Here is a 16,506-nt window from a genome sequence, read left to right as displayed (position 1 = left end):
GGCCGGCGCGCCGTGCTGGGCGCGGCGGCCGCGGCCGGCGTCGCCGCGGCGACGGGCGCCGGTGGTTACCTGATCGGCCGCGACCGCGCGACGGAGCAGGCTCCGAGCGCCGAGCCCACGCCGGCGGCGATCGACGAGGGTCCCCACCAGCCCGGGATCGCCACCGCTCAGCAGCTGTGCGCCTGCGTCGCCGCCTTCGACCTGCTCGAGCCGTACCGGCCGAACCTCGACGAGCTGCTGGCCCGGCTGTCGGCGCTGTCGTCCGCGCTCATGCGCGGCGAACCCGGACCCGCTCGGGCGAACCGCGACGTGGCCGACAGCGGCGTCGCCGACGACCTCGGCCCGGCGAACCTCACCATGACGTTCGGCCTCGGCCCACGCGTGTTCACCGGCACGTTCGGGCCGGTCGCGGCCGCACCGAAGCGACTGGTCCAGCTGCCGGCGTTCCACGGCGACCGGCTGGACCCGCGCTGGGTGGGCGGCGACGTCGTCGTGCAGATCTGCGCGGACGATCCCACCGTCGTCGCGCATGCGATCCGCGAGGTCCGCGCCCGGGTGCCCGGTGTCGCGGCCGCGCGGTGGACGCATCAGGGGTTCCTGACCAGCCCGGGCGAGGGACGCACGCCCCGCAACCTGTTCGGGCAGCTGGACGGCACGGCGAACCTGCGCCCGGGCTCGGACGACTTCGCCGCCGCGGTGTGGGCGGCCGCGGACGAGCCGGACTGGATGACCGGCGGCACCTACCTGGTGTTCCGCAAGATCCGCATGCTGACCCCCATGTGGGACCTGGCGACCGCGGCCGAGCAGAACGCGGCGCTGGGCCGCGACCGGCACAGCGGCGCCCCGCTGTCCGGCGGGTCGGAGCACACACCGCTGGACCTCACCACGACCGACGACGGCGGGCGCCCGCTCATCGCCGCGGACGCCCACGTCCGGCTCGCGCACGAGGCACCGCCGATGTTCCGGCGCAGCTACAACTACGACAACGGCCTCGTGCTGCCCGCCAGCGCCGGCGTCCCCGACGAGGGGCACACGCACCCGCCCGGCACCGCCCCGCACGAGCACGGGCCGCAGCAGCCGGGCATGGGGCACTGGGACAACGGCATGCTGTTCATGACCTACGTCCGCGACCCCGCCACCCAGTTCGTCCCCCTGCAGGACACGCTGTCGCGTGCCGACAAGCTGCACGGCTTCCTGCAGCACACGGGCAGCGCCGTGTTCGCCATCCCCGGCGGGCCCTTCGACGGGCAGCGCCTGGTCCACGAGGTGTTCGGCTGATCGTTCCCGCGCCGCGCGCCGCGCCTGCGGTCAGACGTCGGTGCGGGCGCCGCGGGTGGCGCCCGCCGAGGCCACCACGACGCACAGCACGGCGATCCACTGCGTCCAGTGCAGTGTCTCTTGGAGCACGACGAGGCCGATGAGGGCCGCCATCGCGGGTTCGAGGCTCATGAGGATGCCGAACACGCGCGGCGGGATCTTGCGCAGCGCCTCCAGATCCAGCGTGTACGGGATGACCGACGACAACAGCGCCACGCCGAGCCCCGCGATCAGGACCCAGGGCTGGAGCAGCGCGATGCCGGCGTCGGCCACGCCGAACGGCACCGCCACCACCGCTGCGACGACCATGCCCAGCGCCAGGCCGTTGCCTTGCGTGGTGTGGCGGCCCAGCGCCGCGCCGGCCAGGATGTAGAGGCCCCAGAACAGCCCCGCGGCCAGGGCGAACAGGACGCCGACGACGTCGAGGTCGCCGCCGCCCTCCATGAGCAGCACCACGCCGCAGGCGGCGAGCGCGGCCCAGAGGGCGTCCAGCCATCGCCGCGACCCGGCCAGGGCCACGGCCAGCGGCCCGAGGAACTCGATGGTGACCGCGATCCCCAGCGGGATGCGGGACAACGCCAGGTAGAAGGACAGGTTCATCAGGCCGAGGATCACGCCGTAGACGAGCACGACCGTCCACGTGCGGCGCGTCATGCGCAGCACCGGCCGCCACACGAGCATGAGCACCGCCGCCGCGAAGAACAGCCGCAGCGCGACCGTCCCGAAGCTGCCCACCTCGCTGAACAGGTGCTTCGCTACGGCCGAGCCCAACTGGACGCTGACGATGCCGAGCAGCACCAGCGCCGGCGGAGGGATGGCTCCGAAGGCATGCCCGGCCAGCGCGGTCAGCGCGGTGCGCGGCGACGGGCCGCGTTCCGTCCTGCCGACGTTCATGGTGGCCACCTGTCGGATTGTCGATGATCGGGCGCCGGGCGTCACGTGATTTTGCGACGACCGGGACGCGACCCTCGAGCGCTGGATGCGCTGGTTGCCCCTTGGCCGGCCATCCATACCGTGAGACGGTAGAAGTGTGACGCTGCACACAGACATCCCGACGCGCGCAGAGCTCCAGCGGCTGATGACGGCGCGCGACCCGGCCAGTGTCTCGATCTATGTCCCGACGAGTCCGGTCACCCAGCAGGCGCAGGCGGGCCGGATCGAGCTGAAGAACCTCGCTGCCGAGGCGGTGCGGCAGCTCGAGGAGGCCGGTGCGGACCGCGGCGCGCCCGCCGACGTCCGCGAGTCGCTGGACGACCTGGTCGAGGACGACGACTTCTGGGCCGAACAGGCGCGCAGCCTGGCGGTGTTCGCGTCGCCGGGCGGTGCGACGGTGTTCCGGTTGCCGAACCAGCTGACGAGTGCGGTCGAGGTCGGCGACCGCTTCTACGTGAAGCCGCTGCTGCGGGCGGTCACCTTCCCGCAGGCGGCGTTCGTCCTCGCGCTCGCGGCCGGCTCCGTGCGACTGGTCGAGGTCACGCGCGACGGGCCGCCGTTCACCGTCGACGTGCCCGGCCTGCCGGCGGACGCGGCGTCGGCCGCCGGTAAGGCCTCGCTCGCCGACCGGGCCCCGGTCGGCCGTATCCAGGGCTCCGAGGGTCAGAAGGTCAGGCTGCGCCAGTACGCGCGCAAGGTCGACCAAGCGCTGCGAGGTGTGCTCGCGGGCCTCGAACTGCCGCTCGTCCTCGCGGCCACCGAGCCGCTCAGCGGGATCTTCCGGTCGGTGAACAGCTATCCGTACCTGGCCGGGCCGGGAATCCCCGGCAACCCCGAGACCGCCACCGACGCCGAGCTCGCCGCCATGGCGCGGACGGCCCTCGACGAGGTGTACGCGCAGGAGCTCGCCGAGCTTCGCGACCTGTTCGAGAAGCGGTTCGATCAGGGCCGCTCGTCCGGGGACCTCGCGACCATCGCGCGCGCCGCGACCTTCGGCGTCGTCGACACGTTGATCGCCGACATCGACCAGAAGGTGCCCGGCTACGTCGACGAGGAGTCCGGCGCGGTGACGCTCGCCGAGGACGACGCCGCCAGCTACGGCGTCGTCGACGAGATCGCCAGGCGCGTCCTGCTCGCCGGCGGGCGCGTGCTGGCCGTGCGTGCCGACGACGTGCCCCAGGGAGGGCCGGTCGCGGCGGTGTTCCGGTACGCGTTCTGAGTGTCGAGCGCGCTGCTCATCGTCGTCGGCCTCGCCGGCCTGCTCGGCGGAGCCGAGCTCGTGGTCCGAGGCGGGACCGGTCTGGCCTTGCGGCTGGGATTGGCGCCGATCGTCATCGGAGTGACGATCGTGGCCGTCGGCACCAGCATGCCCGAGCTGGCCATCGGCATCGACGCCGCGCGCCAGGGCAATGCCGGCCTGGCCGTCGGCAACATCGTGGGCGCCAACCTGATCAACCTGCTGCTCGTCCTCGGCCTGAGCGCGTTGATCAGCCCGATCGCGCTCGAGACTCGCACCGTGCGGTTCGATCTTCCACTGATGGCCGCGGCGTCGCTCCTGCTGCTGGTCGTCGCGCTCGACGGCACGCTCGGCCGGCTCGACGGCCTGGTGCTGGTGCTCTTCGGGGCCGGCTACACGCTGGGGATCCTGCGCACCAGTCGCCGGGAGTCCACGACCGCCCGAGCGGAGTACGACGAACACGTGCGGCAGGATGCCGGGCGCACGCCGGCCCGGACGTGGCGGGACGTGGTCAGCCTGGTCGTGGGCATCGCCGTCATCGTGGCCGGCGCGACACTGCTCGTCGACGGCGCGGTCGACGCCGCCCGATCGTTCGGCGTGAGCGACGCGGTCATCGGGTTGACGATCGTCGCCCTCGGTACGACGGCCCCCGAGCTGGTGACCACCGTACTGTCGACGATCCGGGGAGACCGTGACATCGCGTTGGGCAACCTCCTGGGATCGAGTGTGTACAACGTCGCGATCATCCTCGGCATCACGATCCTGGTCTCGCCGACGGCGGTCCACGTGCCCGACGAGGTGCTGGGAGGCGACCTCCTCCTGCTGGTCGCCGCCGGGCTGGCCAGTGTGCCCGTGTTCGTGTCGGGCAGCCGGATCACCCGGCTCGAGGGCGGACTGTTCGTCGCGGCCTACGGCGGCTATCTCAGCTGGCTGCTCACGTCCCAGGGCTGAGCGACGGTCCGTCGGACCCGGCGGAGTACTCCTCCAGCGGAACGCGGTCGTTCGCCCACGCGGCGAGCACCGGAGTGACGACGCGCCACGACTCCTCTGCTTCGTCACCGCGGATCGAGAGTGCGGGGTCGCGGTTGAACACGTCGAGCAGCAGCCGGCCGTACGCGGGGAGTTCGCCCGGTTCGAGCTCAGCGGCGAGCGTCACCGGGACGAGCGCGTCCTCGCGCGGACCGACGCCGGCCATCTCCGCCACGACGGTCTCCGGATCGAGGCCGAACCGCAGCACGTTGGGTCGTGGGTTGCCGCGCAGGCCGTCGGGCAGGTGCGGAACCGGTCGGAAGTGCACGGCCACTTCCTTTCGGTCGCGGCGCAGCGCCTTGCCGGTGCGAAGGCGGAACGTCGTGTCGTGCCAGCGCCAGTTGTCCAGCTGGAGCCTCACCTCCGCGAACGTCTCGGTCCGGTGGGATGGGTCGACGCCGTGCTCGTCCACGTACGCGGGAACGGACGCGCCGTCGATGCGTCCCGCGGTGTAACGGGCCCGCCGTGTCTGCCGGACGACGTCGTCGTCGCTCAGCGGGCGGATCGAGCGCAGCACGTCGACCTTGCGGTCGCGCAGGTCACGGGCGTCGAGGCTCATCGGCGGCTCCATCGCCACCAGGCAGAGCAGCTGCAACAGGTGGTTCTGCACCATGTCCTTCAGCGCGCCGACGCCGTCGTAGTACCCGGCCCGGCCCTCCAGCGCGAGCGTCTCGTCCCAGACGATGTCGATGCGGGCGATGTGCGTGCTGTTCCACAGCGGTTCGAGCAGGCGGTTGGCCAGCCTGGTGCCGAGGAGGTTCTGCGCCGTCGTCATCGCCAGGAAGTGGTCGACGCGGAACACCGAGTCCTCGGGGATCACCTCGGAGAGAAGCGCGTTCAGCCGGGTCGCCTCCGCGAGACTCTCACCGAACGGCTTCTCCAGGACGATCGAGCTGCCCGGTGCCAGGCCGGCGCTGTGCAGGGCCGACACGGTGGGCCCGAACAGCGACGGCGGGAGGGCGAGGTAGGCGGCGACCGGGCCGGTGCCCGCGACGACCTCGGCCATGGCGGCGGCATCGGTGACGTCGGCCCGGTGGTAGTCGGCCGCGGTCACGACGGCATCGCGGGCGGCGGCGGGCAGCTCCGAACCGTGCTCGTCCAGCTGTGCGCGCGCCCAGCCGCGGAACTCGCCGCCCTCCCAGTCCTCGCGCCCGACCCCGACGAGTTGGAACGTGTCCTCGAGGTGTCCGCGGTCGCGCAGCGCCGCGAGCCCGGGCAGCAGGTAGCGCGCCGTCAGATCGCCGGTGGCCCCGAGGAGCACGAGGCGCTCGATCATGCCGCCCTCCCCGCCGCCCTCGCCAGCGTCACGCCGCTGGCGATCACGCCGATGTGACTGAACGCCTGAGGGAAGTTGCCGGAGAGCTCGCCGGTCGACGGGTCGATCTGTTCCGACAGCAGCCCGAGCGGGCTCGCCCTGGCGCACAGCGACGCGTACAGGTCATGGGCCTCCTCCAGCCGTCCCTGGAGCGCCAGGTTGTCGACGAGCCAGAAGCTGCACAGCAGGAACGCGCCCTCGTCGCCGGCGAGCCCGTCCGGCGACTCGTCGTGCCGATAGCGGTAGAGCAGGCCGTCGCCGGCCGAGAGGCGTTCCATGATCGCGGCCGTCGTCGCGACCATTCTCGGGTGGTCGGCCGGCAGCACCCCGCGCAATGGGAGCGCCAGCAGACTCGCATCGACGCTGTCGCCGCCGTCCAGGTGCTCGGACAGGGTCTTCGCGTCCTCGTTCCAGGCCCGCGTCAGGATGATCTCGCGAAGCTCGGCCGCCTCGGCCCGCCAGCGCGCCACGGGTCCGGCGAGGCCGAGCCGCTCGCCGACGGCGGCGGCGCGGTCGAGCGCCACCTGGCACATCGCCGCGGAGTACGTGAAGATGCGGCCGCTGCTGCGCACCTCCCAGATCCCCTGGTCGGGCTCCCGCCAGGCCGTGCTCGCGGCGTCGGCGATGGTGCTCAGCCCGTCCCACAAGGCGGGGTCGAGCCGGCCGCCGGCCTTGACCCACTGATCGGCGCAGTCCAGCACCTCGCCGTAGACGTCGTGCTGGCGCTGGTCGGCAGCACCGTTGCCCCAGCGCACCGGTGCCGAGCGACGGTAGCCCTCGAGCTCGTCGTCCTCCCATTCGTCGGGAATCCGGTCGCCCTCGAGCGTGTACATGATCCTCGGCTGCCCGCTGCGCTCGAACGCGTCGAGCACCCAGCCGAGAAAGGCGTCGGCCTCGTTGACGAAGCCGATCCGGCGCAGCGCGAACACGGCGAACGCCGCGTCGCGCACCCAGGTGTAGCGGTAGTCCCAGTTGCGGATCCCGCCGACGGGCGCCGGCAGCGACGAGGTGGGCGCCGCGACGAGCGAGCCGTTCGCCCAGTGGTCGCAGAGTTTGAGCGTGATCACGGCCCGCCGGACCATGGCCGGCTCGGGTCCGTCGTAGTGGAACCCGGGCATCCACCGGCGCCACGCGTCCACCGTCTCCCTGAGTCGTGCCTCGGCATCGAGCGGGTGGTGTCGATGCAGCCGGCCCCACGACAGCACCAGGTCGAGCCGGTCACCCTGCCGCAGGTCATGGGTGCTCCGCAGCCCGGACAACGTGCGGTTCGACCGCAGGTGCAGGCGGAGGTCCGGCCGGCGGGCGCACTCGACGGCCAGGCCGTTGAACGCCGAGCGGGGGCGGGCGCCGCCGCGCGGCCGCAGGTCGACGTGGAGCCGGACGCTCCCGCTCAGCACGACCGCGGAACGGACGAGCTCGCCACGGCCGGCCGGGGCGTCGTCGGTGAGATCGGCCCCGGAGCGCAGAGCCAGTGCGTCCGTCAGCCGCACGAGTCCGGTCTCGCTGCGCAACTCCGTGACCAGGACGCCGGTGTCGGGTTCGTAGCGCTGCCGCGCCTCGACCAGTCGCTCGGGGGCGACCGCGAACTCGCCGCCTCTGGCCTCGTCCAGGAGCGCACAGAACAGGGGTTCGGAGTCGAAATCGGGCACGCACATCCATCGGATGCTGCCGTCGAGACCCACCAGTGCCGCGGTGGCGCCGTCACCGATCAGTCCGAGGTCGGCCAGCGGCGGGTACTCGCCGTCCATCCGGACAGCGCGGAATGCCGGGTCGGGTTCGATCACCGCTGACGCCCTTCTAGAACGTGATGAGCACCTTGATGACGTCGTCGAGCTTCTGGTCGGCGACCTCGAAGGCACGCTCCATCTGGTCGAAGGGGAACGTGTGAGTCGTCATGGGGGTGGGGTCGAGCCGCTTCGTCTCCAGCACGCGCAGCAGCCGGTCCATGCGAAGGCGCCCACCGGGACACAGGCCGGTGGCGATGGTCTTGTCCGCCATGCCGACGCCCCACTCGACGCGCGGGATGTGGACGAACTCGCCTTCGCCGAAGTAGCCGATGACGGAGATCGTGCCACCGGGCTTCGTGATCTTGACCGCTGTCTGGAACGTGACGTCGGCGCCGAGCGCCTCGATCGCGGTGTCCACGCCCTCGCCGCCGGTGAGCTCCATCACCCGGTCGACGACGTCCTCCGTCGTGAAGTCGACGATCTCGTCCGCGCCGTAGGAACGCGCCAGCTCCTGCCGGTTCGGCACGGAATCGACGCCGATGACGAGCCCGGCACCACGCAGCTTGGCCCCGGCGGTCGCCATGAGTCCCACCGGCCCCTGTGCGAGCACGGCCACCGTTCCGCCGATGGGGATGTTCCCGTGCTCCGCGCCCATGAAGCCGGTGGAGAGCATGTCTGCGCAGTAGACGGCCATCTCGTCGGGTACGTCGTCCGGAATCTTCGCCATGTTCGCGTCCGCGTCGTTCACATGGAAGTACTCGCCGAAGACCCCGTCCTTCGTGTTCGAGAACTTCCAGCCGCCGAGGGGACCGCCCGACTGCGACGCGTGGCCGCCCTGGGCCGCCGGATCGCCCCAGTCCGGCGTGATCGCGCCGATCAGGACGCGGTCGCCGGGGCGCATGACCTCGACCGCGCTGCCGACCTCGGAGACGACACCGACGGCCTCATGCCCCAGCGTGAGGTCGGTCCTCGGCCCGATGCCGCCAGCGACGGTATGGGAGTCGGACGTGCAGATCAACGCAGCGGTCGTCCTCACGATCGCATCGTTCGGACCCGGCCGGGGTTCGGGCTTGTCCATCATCCCGACTGTGCCGATCTCCCTCATCACGAACGTCTTCATCGCCGTCCGCCCCCTCCGAGCTGTCGTGATCTACGCGCTGAAGTGCTCGCTCTGCGATGGGCGCCGACGCTCGTTCCCCGGGGCGCTCGCGGATCATGATCGACGCAGAGCTACTCGCGGCACCCTCTGACCTGGGAGAGTGCCAGTCCGATGCCGGCAATCCGGCTTCCCTCTTCAACATCACTCTGCTGCACCTGGGGTCGGCGGTCAAGGCTCACAGCGCTGCGGTTCCGGCGTCCGCCGCGACCGACGGAGCGCCGGCCGCGCTGTCGTTTCCGTCCAAGACGACGGCGGGCGGACGGGTCTAGCGTGGTCGCCAGCAGCTCGCCCGATCACGAGGAGAACACCATCATGCGTGACCTGGTCTACACCGGCTTCATGTCGCTCGACGGCGTCGTCGACTCGCCCGGCGGCGGGCCGGGGGAAGAGCACCGCAGCGGCGGTTGGGTGTTCAAGGACCTCGAGTTCGTGCCCGAGGCGTGGTCGATCAAGGGCGAGGAGCTCGCCGAGACGACGGCGCTGATGTTCGGCCGGCGCAGTTACGAGTCCTTCGCGTCGGTCTGGCCCACGTCCGAGGACCACGCCGCCTACAAGGAGCTGCCCAAGTACGTGGTGTCGACGACGCTGTCCGACGACGCCCTCGTCGGCGGCTGGGGGCCGACGACGATCCTGCGCTCGACGGACGACGTGGCCGCGCTCAAGCAGGAGGAGGGCGGCGCGATCTTCATCCATGGGAGCGCGGAGCTGGCCCGGCGGCTCTCCGACGCCGGCCTGATCGACCGGTACCACCTGCTCGTCTTCCCGGTGCTGCTCGGAGCCGGGAAGAGCCTGTTCAGCCGGGAGGACAGGGAGAAGCAGATGCTGACGCTGCGGGACACCGAGGTCTACGCGAACGGGATCACCAAGCTGATCTACGACGTCACCCGCTGAGCCACGTCGAGGGCGATCGCACCACCGGCGCCCTCGCGCAGCTGACCGGCGGTGCGGCCGACGTACGCGCGCAGCGCCCGGGCCAGGTGCGGCTCGTCGAAGTACTCCAGCTTGGCCACGACGTCCGCGGCGGTGTCGCCGGCCGCCAGGAGCGCCGCCGCCTCGCGGGCCCGTTCGATCCGCCGGACGGCGCCCCGGGTGAGCCCGGTCGCCGCCCGGAACCGGCGCTCGACCGTGCGCCCCGTGACTGCCGGACGGTCGCCGCGCAGCACATCGGCGATCAGCGGGTCGCACACGACGATCCCGGCCCGGACGAGCCGCTCGACCAGCGCCTCGGCGTCGTCGGGCCCGGGCGTCTGCCAGCGTGCGCCGTCCAGCCGGAACGTCCGCCGCGTGGTGTCGGGGAGCTCGACGCCGCCGTCGACGAGAGCCGGCGTGGGCACGGCCCGCAGCGAGGTCCCGACGGCGAACTCGATGCCCACGAAGGTCGCGCCCTCCGGCACGGGTGCGGTGCCGGTGCGCGTCTCGGGGCCGGTGATGCCCGCGGACGCGGCGCCGTCCCGCTCCCAGAACACCAGGCCCCACCGCACGCCCGCGACCGAGGCCATCTCCGTGACGTGTTCACTCGTGCAGGTCCACACGGTATCGATCCACCGCGAGTCGGACCGGCGCGTCTCGAACCGCAGTCCCACGGGCGAAGGATACGCCGCGTTCCGGGCTCGCTCAGCTGATCCGCACGCTCGCGATCAGGCCGTCCCGCAGCTCGAACGCGATGGGGCCGGTGCCGTTGAACCCGTTGCCGGTGACCTTCATCGTGGCGACGTAGCTGTCGGGGCCGTCGCCGGGCTCGATGGCGACCAGCTCGAAGTGCGACTGCTTGCCGATGTTGTCGGTGCGGTCCCAGCTGCGTACGCCGTCGTGGCCGTGGAACTCGCGGCCCCAGTCGTTGAGGTAGGCGTCGTCGGTGAACGCGGCGACGAACGCGTCGGAGTCGCCGCGGTTGGTGGCGTCGATGAACGCCTGGATGGGCGCGGGCGGGTCGATGCTCGTCATGACGGCAGGCTACTCGGGCCAGGGGTTGCCGAGGATGATCCGCACGAAGTCGTCGCGCACGAACCCGTCCTGGTAGTGCTCGAGCACGTCGGCGTTGACGGTGCCGAACGTCGAGCGTGGGCGGTGGGCGTTGCCTTCGGCGAACGCGTGCAGGATGCGCTTCTTGAAGTCCGGCCGCGGATGCGCCGCCGTCACCGCGGAGCGCTGCTCGTCCGTCAGGTCGTGATAGCCCATCCCGAGGACGTCGGTCTCGACGCCGGCCGTGACCAGGGCGACGACGGGATCGAGGAACTCCGGGACGCCGGGCGTCGTGTGCAGCGCGATGCCCAGCCACACCGTCCGGGCGTCGGCCTCGCTGACGCCCCGCTCCAGGAGGAAGTCGCGGGCGGCGTGGGCGCCGTCGACCTCGAACCGCAGCTGAGAGTCGCGGTAGCCGCCGGTCAGGCCGATGTCGTGGAACATCGCGCCGGCGTAGAGGAGCTCCAGGTCCGGCCGCAGGCCGCGTCGCCGCCCCTGCAGCGCACCGAAGAGGAAGACGCGGCGCGAGTGGTGATAGAGCAGGTCGTCCTCGGTGTCGCGGACGAACTCGGTGATCTCGCGGACGAGCGGGGTTCCGGGGATGGCGATCCCGGCGATGGTCTCGGTCATGGCTCCAGCCTGCGGCGCCCGAACCGGGATGCGCGCCGTCCTGATGGACACGTATCCCTCGGTTCCGGACATAGCCTGGTGGCGTGCACGACGTCACCTTCCTCGTCTTCGACGGGGTCAAGCTGCTGGACGTCTCGGGGCCGGCCGAGGTGTTCACCGAGGCGAACCGGCATGGAGCGACGTACCGGGTGCGCTACGTGTCGCCGGGCGGCGACCCCGTCACCACGTCGGTGCGGGCGACGCTGCCGGTCGACGGCGACGCACTGGCCGACCCCGCCGCTGGCGGGGCGGGCACTCTGGTCGTCGCGGGCGGGGACCGGCTGGTCGGCGCCCCCATCGAGCCCGACCTGCGCGACAGCGCGAGCCGGCTCGCGGCCGCCGCCGGCCGGGTCGCCTCGGTGTGCACGGGGGCGTTCGTCCTGGCGGCGGCCGGGTTGCTCGACGGCCGGCGGGCGACGACGCACTGGCGGCACGCGGACCTGCTGTCCCGGGTCCATCCGGGGGTCGACGTGCAGCCCGACGCGATCTACGTCGCCGACGGCTCCGTCTATACGTCCGCCGGGGTGTCGGCCGGGATCGACCTCGCCCTGGCGCTCGTCGAGGCCGACCACGGCCCGGAGGTCGCCCGGGCGGTGGCCCGCGGACTCGTCGTCTACATGCAGCGTCCCGGCGGCCAGTCGCAGTTCTCCGCGCCGTTGCGGGTGCCCGTCCCACGCCGGCCCGCGCTGCGTGCGGCGGTCGACGCCGTCGTCGCCGACCCCGCCGGTGACCACTCACTCGCCGCGCTCGCGTCGGTGGCGAGCGTGAGCCAGCGGCATCTCGGCCGGCTCTTCGCCGCAGAGCTGCACACGTCACCGGCCAGGTTCGTCGAACAGCAGCGTCTGGAGGCGGCCAAGTCGCTGCTCGACGCGGGCCACACGGTGACGGAGGCGGCCCGGCTCAGCGGATTCGGCAGTCCCGAGACGCTGCGCCGCGGCTTCACCCGCAGGTTCGGGATCCCGCCGAGCCGCTACCGCCGGCACTTCGCGACCACTCGCCGTCAGGGCTGAGCCCACGGCGACGGCTCGGGCGGCTCCACCGGCGTGGGCCGGTCGTCGCACCAGGTGCCCCACGACGCCCAGCCGCCGTCGTTGCCGCCGACCAGCTCGATCGCGAACTCCGGACCATCCGGCGGGAAGTGGAACGAGCCGCAGTTGTTCGTGAACGCATGGCCGACGCCCCGCGCGTCGAGGTTCTCGACCGTCGCGCTGCCGAACGCTCTCGCGTTGAGCACGTTCGTCCCGGCGCCGTCCACCCGCACGTCGCGCACCGTCACGTGCGAGATGCCGTACAGGTCCTTGACCGCCCACTCGGACACGAACTGGATCGCGTTGTAGCTGACGTCCAGGAAGTCGGAGTCGACGACGCGGAAGTCGGCCTCCAGCGGCCCCTCGAGCGCGTAGAACCAGATCGCGCCGAGGCCGATGTCCCAGTTCAGCTCCCGGGTGCCGGCGCGGACGGTGGTGTTGCGGGCGAAGGTCAGGTGGCCCTGGAAGTCGGTCGAGCCGTGCCGGTAGCCGGCGTGCAGCGCGGAGCCTTCGCGGACGGGGTCGGCGATCAGGTTGTCCGACACCGTGTTGTCTCGCCCGCCGTAGATCGCGATGCCGTTGGCCAGCACCGGCGACTGGATCGTGTTGTGGTCGAAGGTGTTGCCGGTGTTCTTGTCCAGCTCCTTCGCGGGGTCTCCGCTGACGTAGTGCGACCACATCGCCATCGCGTCGTCGCCGGTGTTCCTGATGACGTTGTTCGTCGCGCGCACGCCGGTCCAGCCGCGCCGGATGTTCAGCCCGTCGGCGATCTGGTCGACGATGACGTTGTCGCGGATCAGCAGATCGCTGCCGGGGCCGTCCAGCCAGATGCCGACCTTGGTGTTCTTGATGTACAGGCCCTCGATGACGGAGTCGCTGAGCGTGCCGCCGACCCCGTTGACCTGGTCGTCGTCGACCCGCTCGGCCACCTCGCCGACGATCGCGAAGTCGGCCAGCCGCACGTTCCGGCTGCCGCCGCCGTCGTCGACCCACCGGCCGTAGAAGCCGACGGACGGACCGGTGACGACCGAGTGCCAGTTGCCGGCCCCGACGATCGCGACGTCGTCGACCACGATGTGCCGCGTGACCAGGAAGGTGCCGGCCGGGATGTACACGACGGCGTCGCGGCCGGGGAAGCGCTGCTTCGCGTGCGCGATGGCGCGGTCGAACGCCTCCGACGAGTCCCGCCGGCCTGACGGGTCGGCGCCGAACCGCAGGATCGACACCGCATGGGCCGGCTTCCTCGCCGGCGGCGCGACGAGCTCGTAGTCGAGCAGGTCGACGACGGTCCATGCGGCGGCCGCGGCCCGCGGCACCGTCAGCCGCACCGTCGCCCCCGCCGGGTGCGTGCGTCCGAGCAGGAGCCGCTGTTCGGCGTAGGCGTGGCTGGGCCGCAGCGGCTTGGCCTGGCTCTCCGTCGGCGGGCGCCACCAGTCCGGGTGCAGCCAGTCGGTGCCGGGGTCGTTCGAGAACGGGTAGTCGGCGTACTGCCAGGAGAACCGCGAGGTCAGCGTCATGGTGGTCCGGTGCCGGCCGTCGACCGTGACCTCCAGCGGCGACTCGATGCCGCCGCCGGCAGGCGCGTCGGGGATGCTGTAGCGGACGGTGATCGCGTTGGCCGGGCGGGTCAGTGTGAAGTCGACGTGCTCGCCGCGGTCCAGACGGACGGCGTCGCGGCCGGACGCCTCCGCGGTGAGCGTGTACGCCGCGCGCTGCTCGGTGCCGCGCCGGTCCGGCGTGTACAGCGCGATGTCGCCGGAGGCGGCGGCGCTGAGCCGCTCGCCGGTGTGGACGGCGAACTCGGCCTCCTGCTCGGCGAACGCGACGGTGGCGCCGCGCCCCTCGACCAGCGCGGGATCGAGACCGGCCCGGGTCTCTCGCGGGGCGGACGGCGACGGGGAGGGCCCGGCCTGGACCGGCATGACGGCGGCAGTGGCGGTCGCGAGGACGGCGGCCGCGGCGACGATGAGACGGCTGCGCATACCCAGGCAAAGTACAGCAAAATCACCCGTAAGAATACGAAAGAACTCGACAGTTGGTTGACAATCCCCTGCAGAGTCGGCTCACTCCGACTCGATGAGGGCGGCGATCCGCTCGCCGGCCATGACGGCGGTCGCGGCCGGCCCGCTCGACGTCACCACGGGGAAGATCGACGTGTCGGCCACGCGCAGGCCGGAGACGCCGTGCACACGGCCGTGCTGGTCGACGACGCCGCCGGGGCCCATGCGGCAGCCGCCGCTCAGGTGGATCGCCGTCCCGACGTGCGCCGCCAGCCAGCGGTCCAGCGCATGATCGTCGGCCAGCACGTCGTCCCCGGGCTCAGCCGCCGTCCGTGCCGCCAGCGGCCGGAAGGCCGCCGTCTCCAGCAGCCGGACGGCGATGCGCACGCCCTCGCGCAACCTGGCGCGGTCGTCCGGCGTCGACAGGTAGTGCTGGTCGATGCGCGGCGGTGCCGCCGGATCGGGCGAGACCAGCTCGATCGTGCCGCGGCTGGTCTCCTGCTGCAGCGCGACCCGCAGCGACAGGTCGTCGCCGGCGCCGGGGACGACCGCGCCGAGCGGCCGCGTCCAGCAGAGGATCTCCAGGTCGCCCGCGTAGGGCGACCCGGCCGCGGTGAACGCCAGCCGGCCCTGCAGCGGCAGCGCCGCCGTCCGCGCCAGCGCCGCACCCACGGGCCGGTACGCGACGGTGATCTCCGGGTGGTCTGTGGTGCCGCGCCCGACCTCCGGCAGGTCGGCGACCACCGGGACGCCCAGCGCCTCCAGGCCGGCCACCGGGCCGACGCCGGACACCAGCAGCAACTGCGGCGACTGCACGGCTCCGGCCGACAGGATCACCTCGCCGGCGTGCACCTCCTCGGTGCGGCCGTCCCGCGAGACGACCACGCCGGTCGCCCGCGTCCCGGAGAACAACACCCGGCGCACGACGGCGCCGCCGAGCACCGTCAGGTTCGGCCGCCCGCGCGCCGGCGCCAGATGCGTCCACGCGGTGCTGTGCCGCATCCCCCCGGAGGCGCTCAGCGGGATCGGCCCGAAGCCGGGTGCGCCGCCGTCGTTCTGGTCCGGCTGCGCGGGGAATCCGAGCTCGGCGCAGGCCGCGAAGAAGGCCGTCGTCACCGGGTGCGGCGGCCGGTCGCGGACGACGGGGACCGGCCCGCCCCGCCCGTGCCCCGGCCGGTCGCCGTAGTCGTGGTCGTCCTCGAGCGCGGTGAAGAACGGCAGCACCCGCTCCCACGACCACGCCGGGTTGCCCAGCGCCGCCCACCGGTCGAAGTCGGCCGGCGCGCCGCGAACGAAGTAGCCCCCGTTCACCGCCGTCGACCCGCCGACGATCCGCCCGCGCGGCACGACCGCCGTCACGGCCGGGGTGAGCCGCGCCGGGAAGGCCCAGGCCGCCGGGTGGCCCGGAGCCGCCGCGGGCATCGTCGCCGCGTCGAGCAGCTCGGGCGGCTGCTCGTCCGGGCCGGCCTCGAGCAGCAGCACCCGCCGGGCCGGGTTCTCGCTGAGCCGCGCGGCAAGTGGCGCGCCGGTCGCGCCGGCGCCGACCACGACGACGTCGAAGGGCACCCTCGCACCGTATCGGCGATCACGGCCAGGTGGCCGGGCGTGCCGGCCGGCCGGCATCGGCCGGCGACGGTCGGCGACGGTCGTGGCGTCGTCTGCCCGTTCGCTTCGACATTCTTGACCGAGGTCTCGCACACGTCGTCTCGTCGTCCCGACGNAGGTCTCGCACACGTCGTCTCGTCGTCCCGACGTTGTCGGTGGGTCGGTCTAAGATCATTGGCATGTTCGAAGAAGCGCTGCTGACTGCTCCGCCGCCGGAGGTTGCTCCGCCGGCGGGGTGGGAGGTGGCGTGGGCGCATGACGATCCGAGCGTTGCCGACATCGATCCGGCGCTGCTGGAAGAGTTGTGCACCGGCGGTGAGGCCGCTGTCGCGGTCTTCGATATCGACGAGGTGCCGGCCGGGCCGGAGCTGGCGGCGCGGCTGGCGGCGTTCGACCCGTCGGTCGCTACGGCTGACGAGCTGGTGGAGGCCGCCGCCGCGGCGGAACGTCTGGAGGCGTGGGGTGCCGCCCGCAAGGCCGCCATACACGCCGCGCTGGCGTCGCGGGCGGAGATGCGTCCCGATG

At 72.5% G+C, this 16,506-nt stretch carries 15 protein-coding genes; 6 read left to right on the top strand and 9 right to left on the bottom strand.

Annotation, left to right across the window (positions count from 1 at the left end):
* Positions 1 to 1,278: Dyp-type peroxidase (locus tag DY240_RS04775; protein ID WP_119658817.1), on the top strand; the 1,278-nt coding region annotated here is incomplete at its 5' end.
* Between the two features lie 30 nt (positions 1,279 to 1,308).
* On the opposite strand, the gene DY240_RS04770 is transcribed toward DY240_RS04775, so the two are convergent.
* The gene (locus tag DY240_RS04770; RefSeq protein WP_119658816.1) at positions 1,309 to 2,211 is read right to left on the bottom strand and encodes an EamA family transporter; all 903 of its coding nucleotides are present in this window, start codon (positions 2,209 to 2,211) and stop codon (positions 1,309 to 1,311) included.
* 136 nt (positions 2,212 to 2,347) lie between these two features.
* Here DY240_RS04770 and DY240_RS04765 point away from each other — a divergent pair, with 136 nt between their 5' ends.
* Both DY240_RS04765 and DY240_RS04760 read left to right on the top strand, forming a co-directional pair.
* A complete protein-coding gene (locus tag DY240_RS04765; RefSeq protein WP_199700830.1) occupies positions 2,348 to 3,469 on the top strand; it encodes a baeRF11 domain-containing protein in 1,122 nt (373 codons plus the stop codon).
* The gene (locus DY240_RS04760) at positions 3,470 to 4,438 is read left to right on the top strand and encodes a calcium/sodium antiporter (RefSeq protein WP_199700828.1); all 969 of its coding nucleotides are present in this window, start codon (positions 3,470 to 3,472) and stop codon (positions 4,436 to 4,438) included. It abuts the gene before it with no gap.
* On the opposite strand, the gene DY240_RS04755 is transcribed toward DY240_RS04760, so the two are convergent.
* Genes DY240_RS04755 through DY240_RS04745 form a run of 3 tightly spaced genes read right to left on the bottom strand, consistent with a single transcriptional unit; the run spans position 4,422 to position 8,678 of the window.
* Positions 4,422 to 5,792: a glucose-6-phosphate dehydrogenase gene (locus DY240_RS04755; protein ID WP_119658812.1), complete on the bottom strand. Its 1,371-nt coding sequence runs from the start codon at positions 5,790 to 5,792 to the stop codon at positions 4,422 to 4,424. The genes DY240_RS04760 and DY240_RS04755 overlap by 17 nt on opposite strands.
* Complete coding sequence (locus DY240_RS04750) at positions 5,789 to 7,579, bottom strand: glycoside hydrolase family 15 protein (protein ID WP_407659280.1); 1,791 nt, start codon at positions 7,577 to 7,579, stop codon at positions 5,789 to 5,791. Before DY240_RS04750 ends, DY240_RS04755 begins: the two co-directional genes overlap by 4 nt.
* A 49-nt stretch (positions 7,580 to 7,628) precedes the next feature.
* The gene (locus tag DY240_RS04745; RefSeq protein WP_119658810.1) at positions 7,629 to 8,678 is read right to left on the bottom strand and encodes an NAD(P)-dependent alcohol dehydrogenase; all 1,050 of its coding nucleotides are present in this window, start codon (positions 8,676 to 8,678) and stop codon (positions 7,629 to 7,631) included.
* A gap of 351 nt (positions 8,679 to 9,029) precedes the next feature.
* On the opposite strand from DY240_RS04745, the gene DY240_RS04735 reads away from it, so the two are divergent.
* The gene (locus DY240_RS04735; RefSeq protein ID WP_119658813.1) at positions 9,030 to 9,608 is read left to right on the top strand and encodes a dihydrofolate reductase family protein; all 579 of its coding nucleotides are present in this window, start codon (positions 9,030 to 9,032) and stop codon (positions 9,606 to 9,608) included.
* Here DY240_RS04735 and DY240_RS04730 read toward each other — a convergent pair.
* The 3 genes from DY240_RS04730 to DY240_RS04720 are packed head-to-tail and all read right to left on the bottom strand — an operon-like array spanning position 9,590 to position 11,309.
* Complete coding sequence (locus DY240_RS04730) at positions 9,590 to 10,300, bottom strand: helix-turn-helix domain-containing protein (protein ID WP_119658808.1); 711 nt, start codon at positions 10,298 to 10,300, stop codon at positions 9,590 to 9,592. The genes DY240_RS04735 and DY240_RS04730 overlap by 19 nt on opposite strands.
* Positions 10,301 to 10,331: 31 nt before the next feature.
* Positions 10,332 to 10,661, bottom strand: a complete 330-nt coding sequence (locus DY240_RS04725) for a nuclear transport factor 2 family protein (protein WP_119658807.1) — start codon at positions 10,659 to 10,661, stop codon at positions 10,332 to 10,334.
* Between the two features lie 9 nt (positions 10,662 to 10,670).
* Entirely contained in the window at positions 10,671 to 11,309 is a 639-nt protein-coding gene (locus DY240_RS04720) for an HD domain-containing protein (protein ID WP_119658806.1), read from the bottom strand.
* 83 nt (positions 11,310 to 11,392) lie between these two features.
* On the opposite strand from DY240_RS04720, the gene DY240_RS04715 reads away from it, so the two are divergent.
* Complete coding sequence (locus DY240_RS04715; RefSeq protein ID WP_119658805.1) at positions 11,393 to 12,358, top strand: GlxA family transcriptional regulator; 966 nt, start codon at positions 11,393 to 11,395, stop codon at positions 12,356 to 12,358.
* Here the strand turns inward: DY240_RS04715 and DY240_RS04710 are convergent.
* Together DY240_RS04710 and mftG are read right to left on the bottom strand one after the other, a co-directional pair.
* Entirely contained in the window at positions 12,349 to 14,358 is a 2,010-nt protein-coding gene (locus tag DY240_RS04710; protein WP_119658804.1) for a glycosyl hydrolase family 28-related protein, read from the bottom strand. The two genes, DY240_RS04715 and DY240_RS04710, sit on opposite strands and share 10 nt — an antisense overlap.
* A gap of 81 nt (positions 14,359 to 14,439) precedes the next feature.
* Positions 14,440 to 15,942, bottom strand: a complete 1,503-nt coding sequence (gene mftG, locus DY240_RS04705) for a mycofactocin dehydrogenase MftG (RefSeq protein WP_199700822.1) — start codon at positions 15,940 to 15,942, stop codon at positions 14,440 to 14,442.
* 218 nt (positions 15,943 to 16,160) lie between these two features.
* Here mftG and DY240_RS04700 point away from each other — a divergent pair.
* The coding region (locus tag DY240_RS04700) for a hypothetical protein (RefSeq protein ID WP_199700821.1) at positions 16,161 to 16,506 on the top strand (346 nt) is incomplete at its 3' end.

The sequence above is a fragment of the Jiangella rhizosphaerae genome (assembly GCF_003579925.1).
Classification (GTDB): Bacteria; Actinomycetota; Actinomycetes; order Jiangellales; family Jiangellaceae; genus Jiangella; species Jiangella rhizosphaerae.
The sequence above is the reverse complement of the archived record's forward strand: the minus strand, read 5'-3'. Positions and strand labels throughout refer to the sequence as shown.

Bases quoted from the DNA above. Each gene is read 5' to 3' on its own strand.
- DY240_RS04755 (WP_119658812.1), bottom strand. From the start codon at position 5,792: ATGATCGAGCGCCTCGTGCTCCTCGGGGCCACCGGCGATCTGACGGCG.
- DY240_RS04735 (WP_119658813.1), top strand. From the start codon at position 9,030: ATGCGTGACCTGGTCTACACCGGCTTCATGTCGCTCGACGGCGTCGTC.
- DY240_RS04720 (WP_119658806.1), bottom strand. From the start codon at position 11,309: ATGACCGAGACCATCGCCGGGATCGCCATCCCCGGAACCCCGCTCGTC.
- DY240_RS04725 (WP_119658807.1), bottom strand. From the start codon at position 10,661: ATGACGAGCATCGACCCGCCCGCGCCCATCCAGGCGTTCATCGACGCC.
- DY240_RS04750 (WP_407659280.1), bottom strand. From the start codon at position 7,579: ATGGACGGCGAGTACCCGCCGCTGGCCGACCTCGGACTGATCGGTGAC.
- DY240_RS04710 (WP_119658804.1), bottom strand. From the start codon at position 14,358: ATGCGCAGCCGTCTCATCGTCGCCGCGGCCGCCGTCCTCGCGACCGCC.
- DY240_RS04770 (WP_119658816.1), bottom strand. From the start codon at position 2,211: ATGAACGTCGGCAGGACGGAACGCGGCCCGTCGCCGCGCACCGCGCTG.
- DY240_RS04745 (WP_119658810.1), bottom strand. From the start codon at position 8,678: ATGAAGACGTTCGTGATGAGGGAGATCGGCACAGTCGGGATGATGGAC.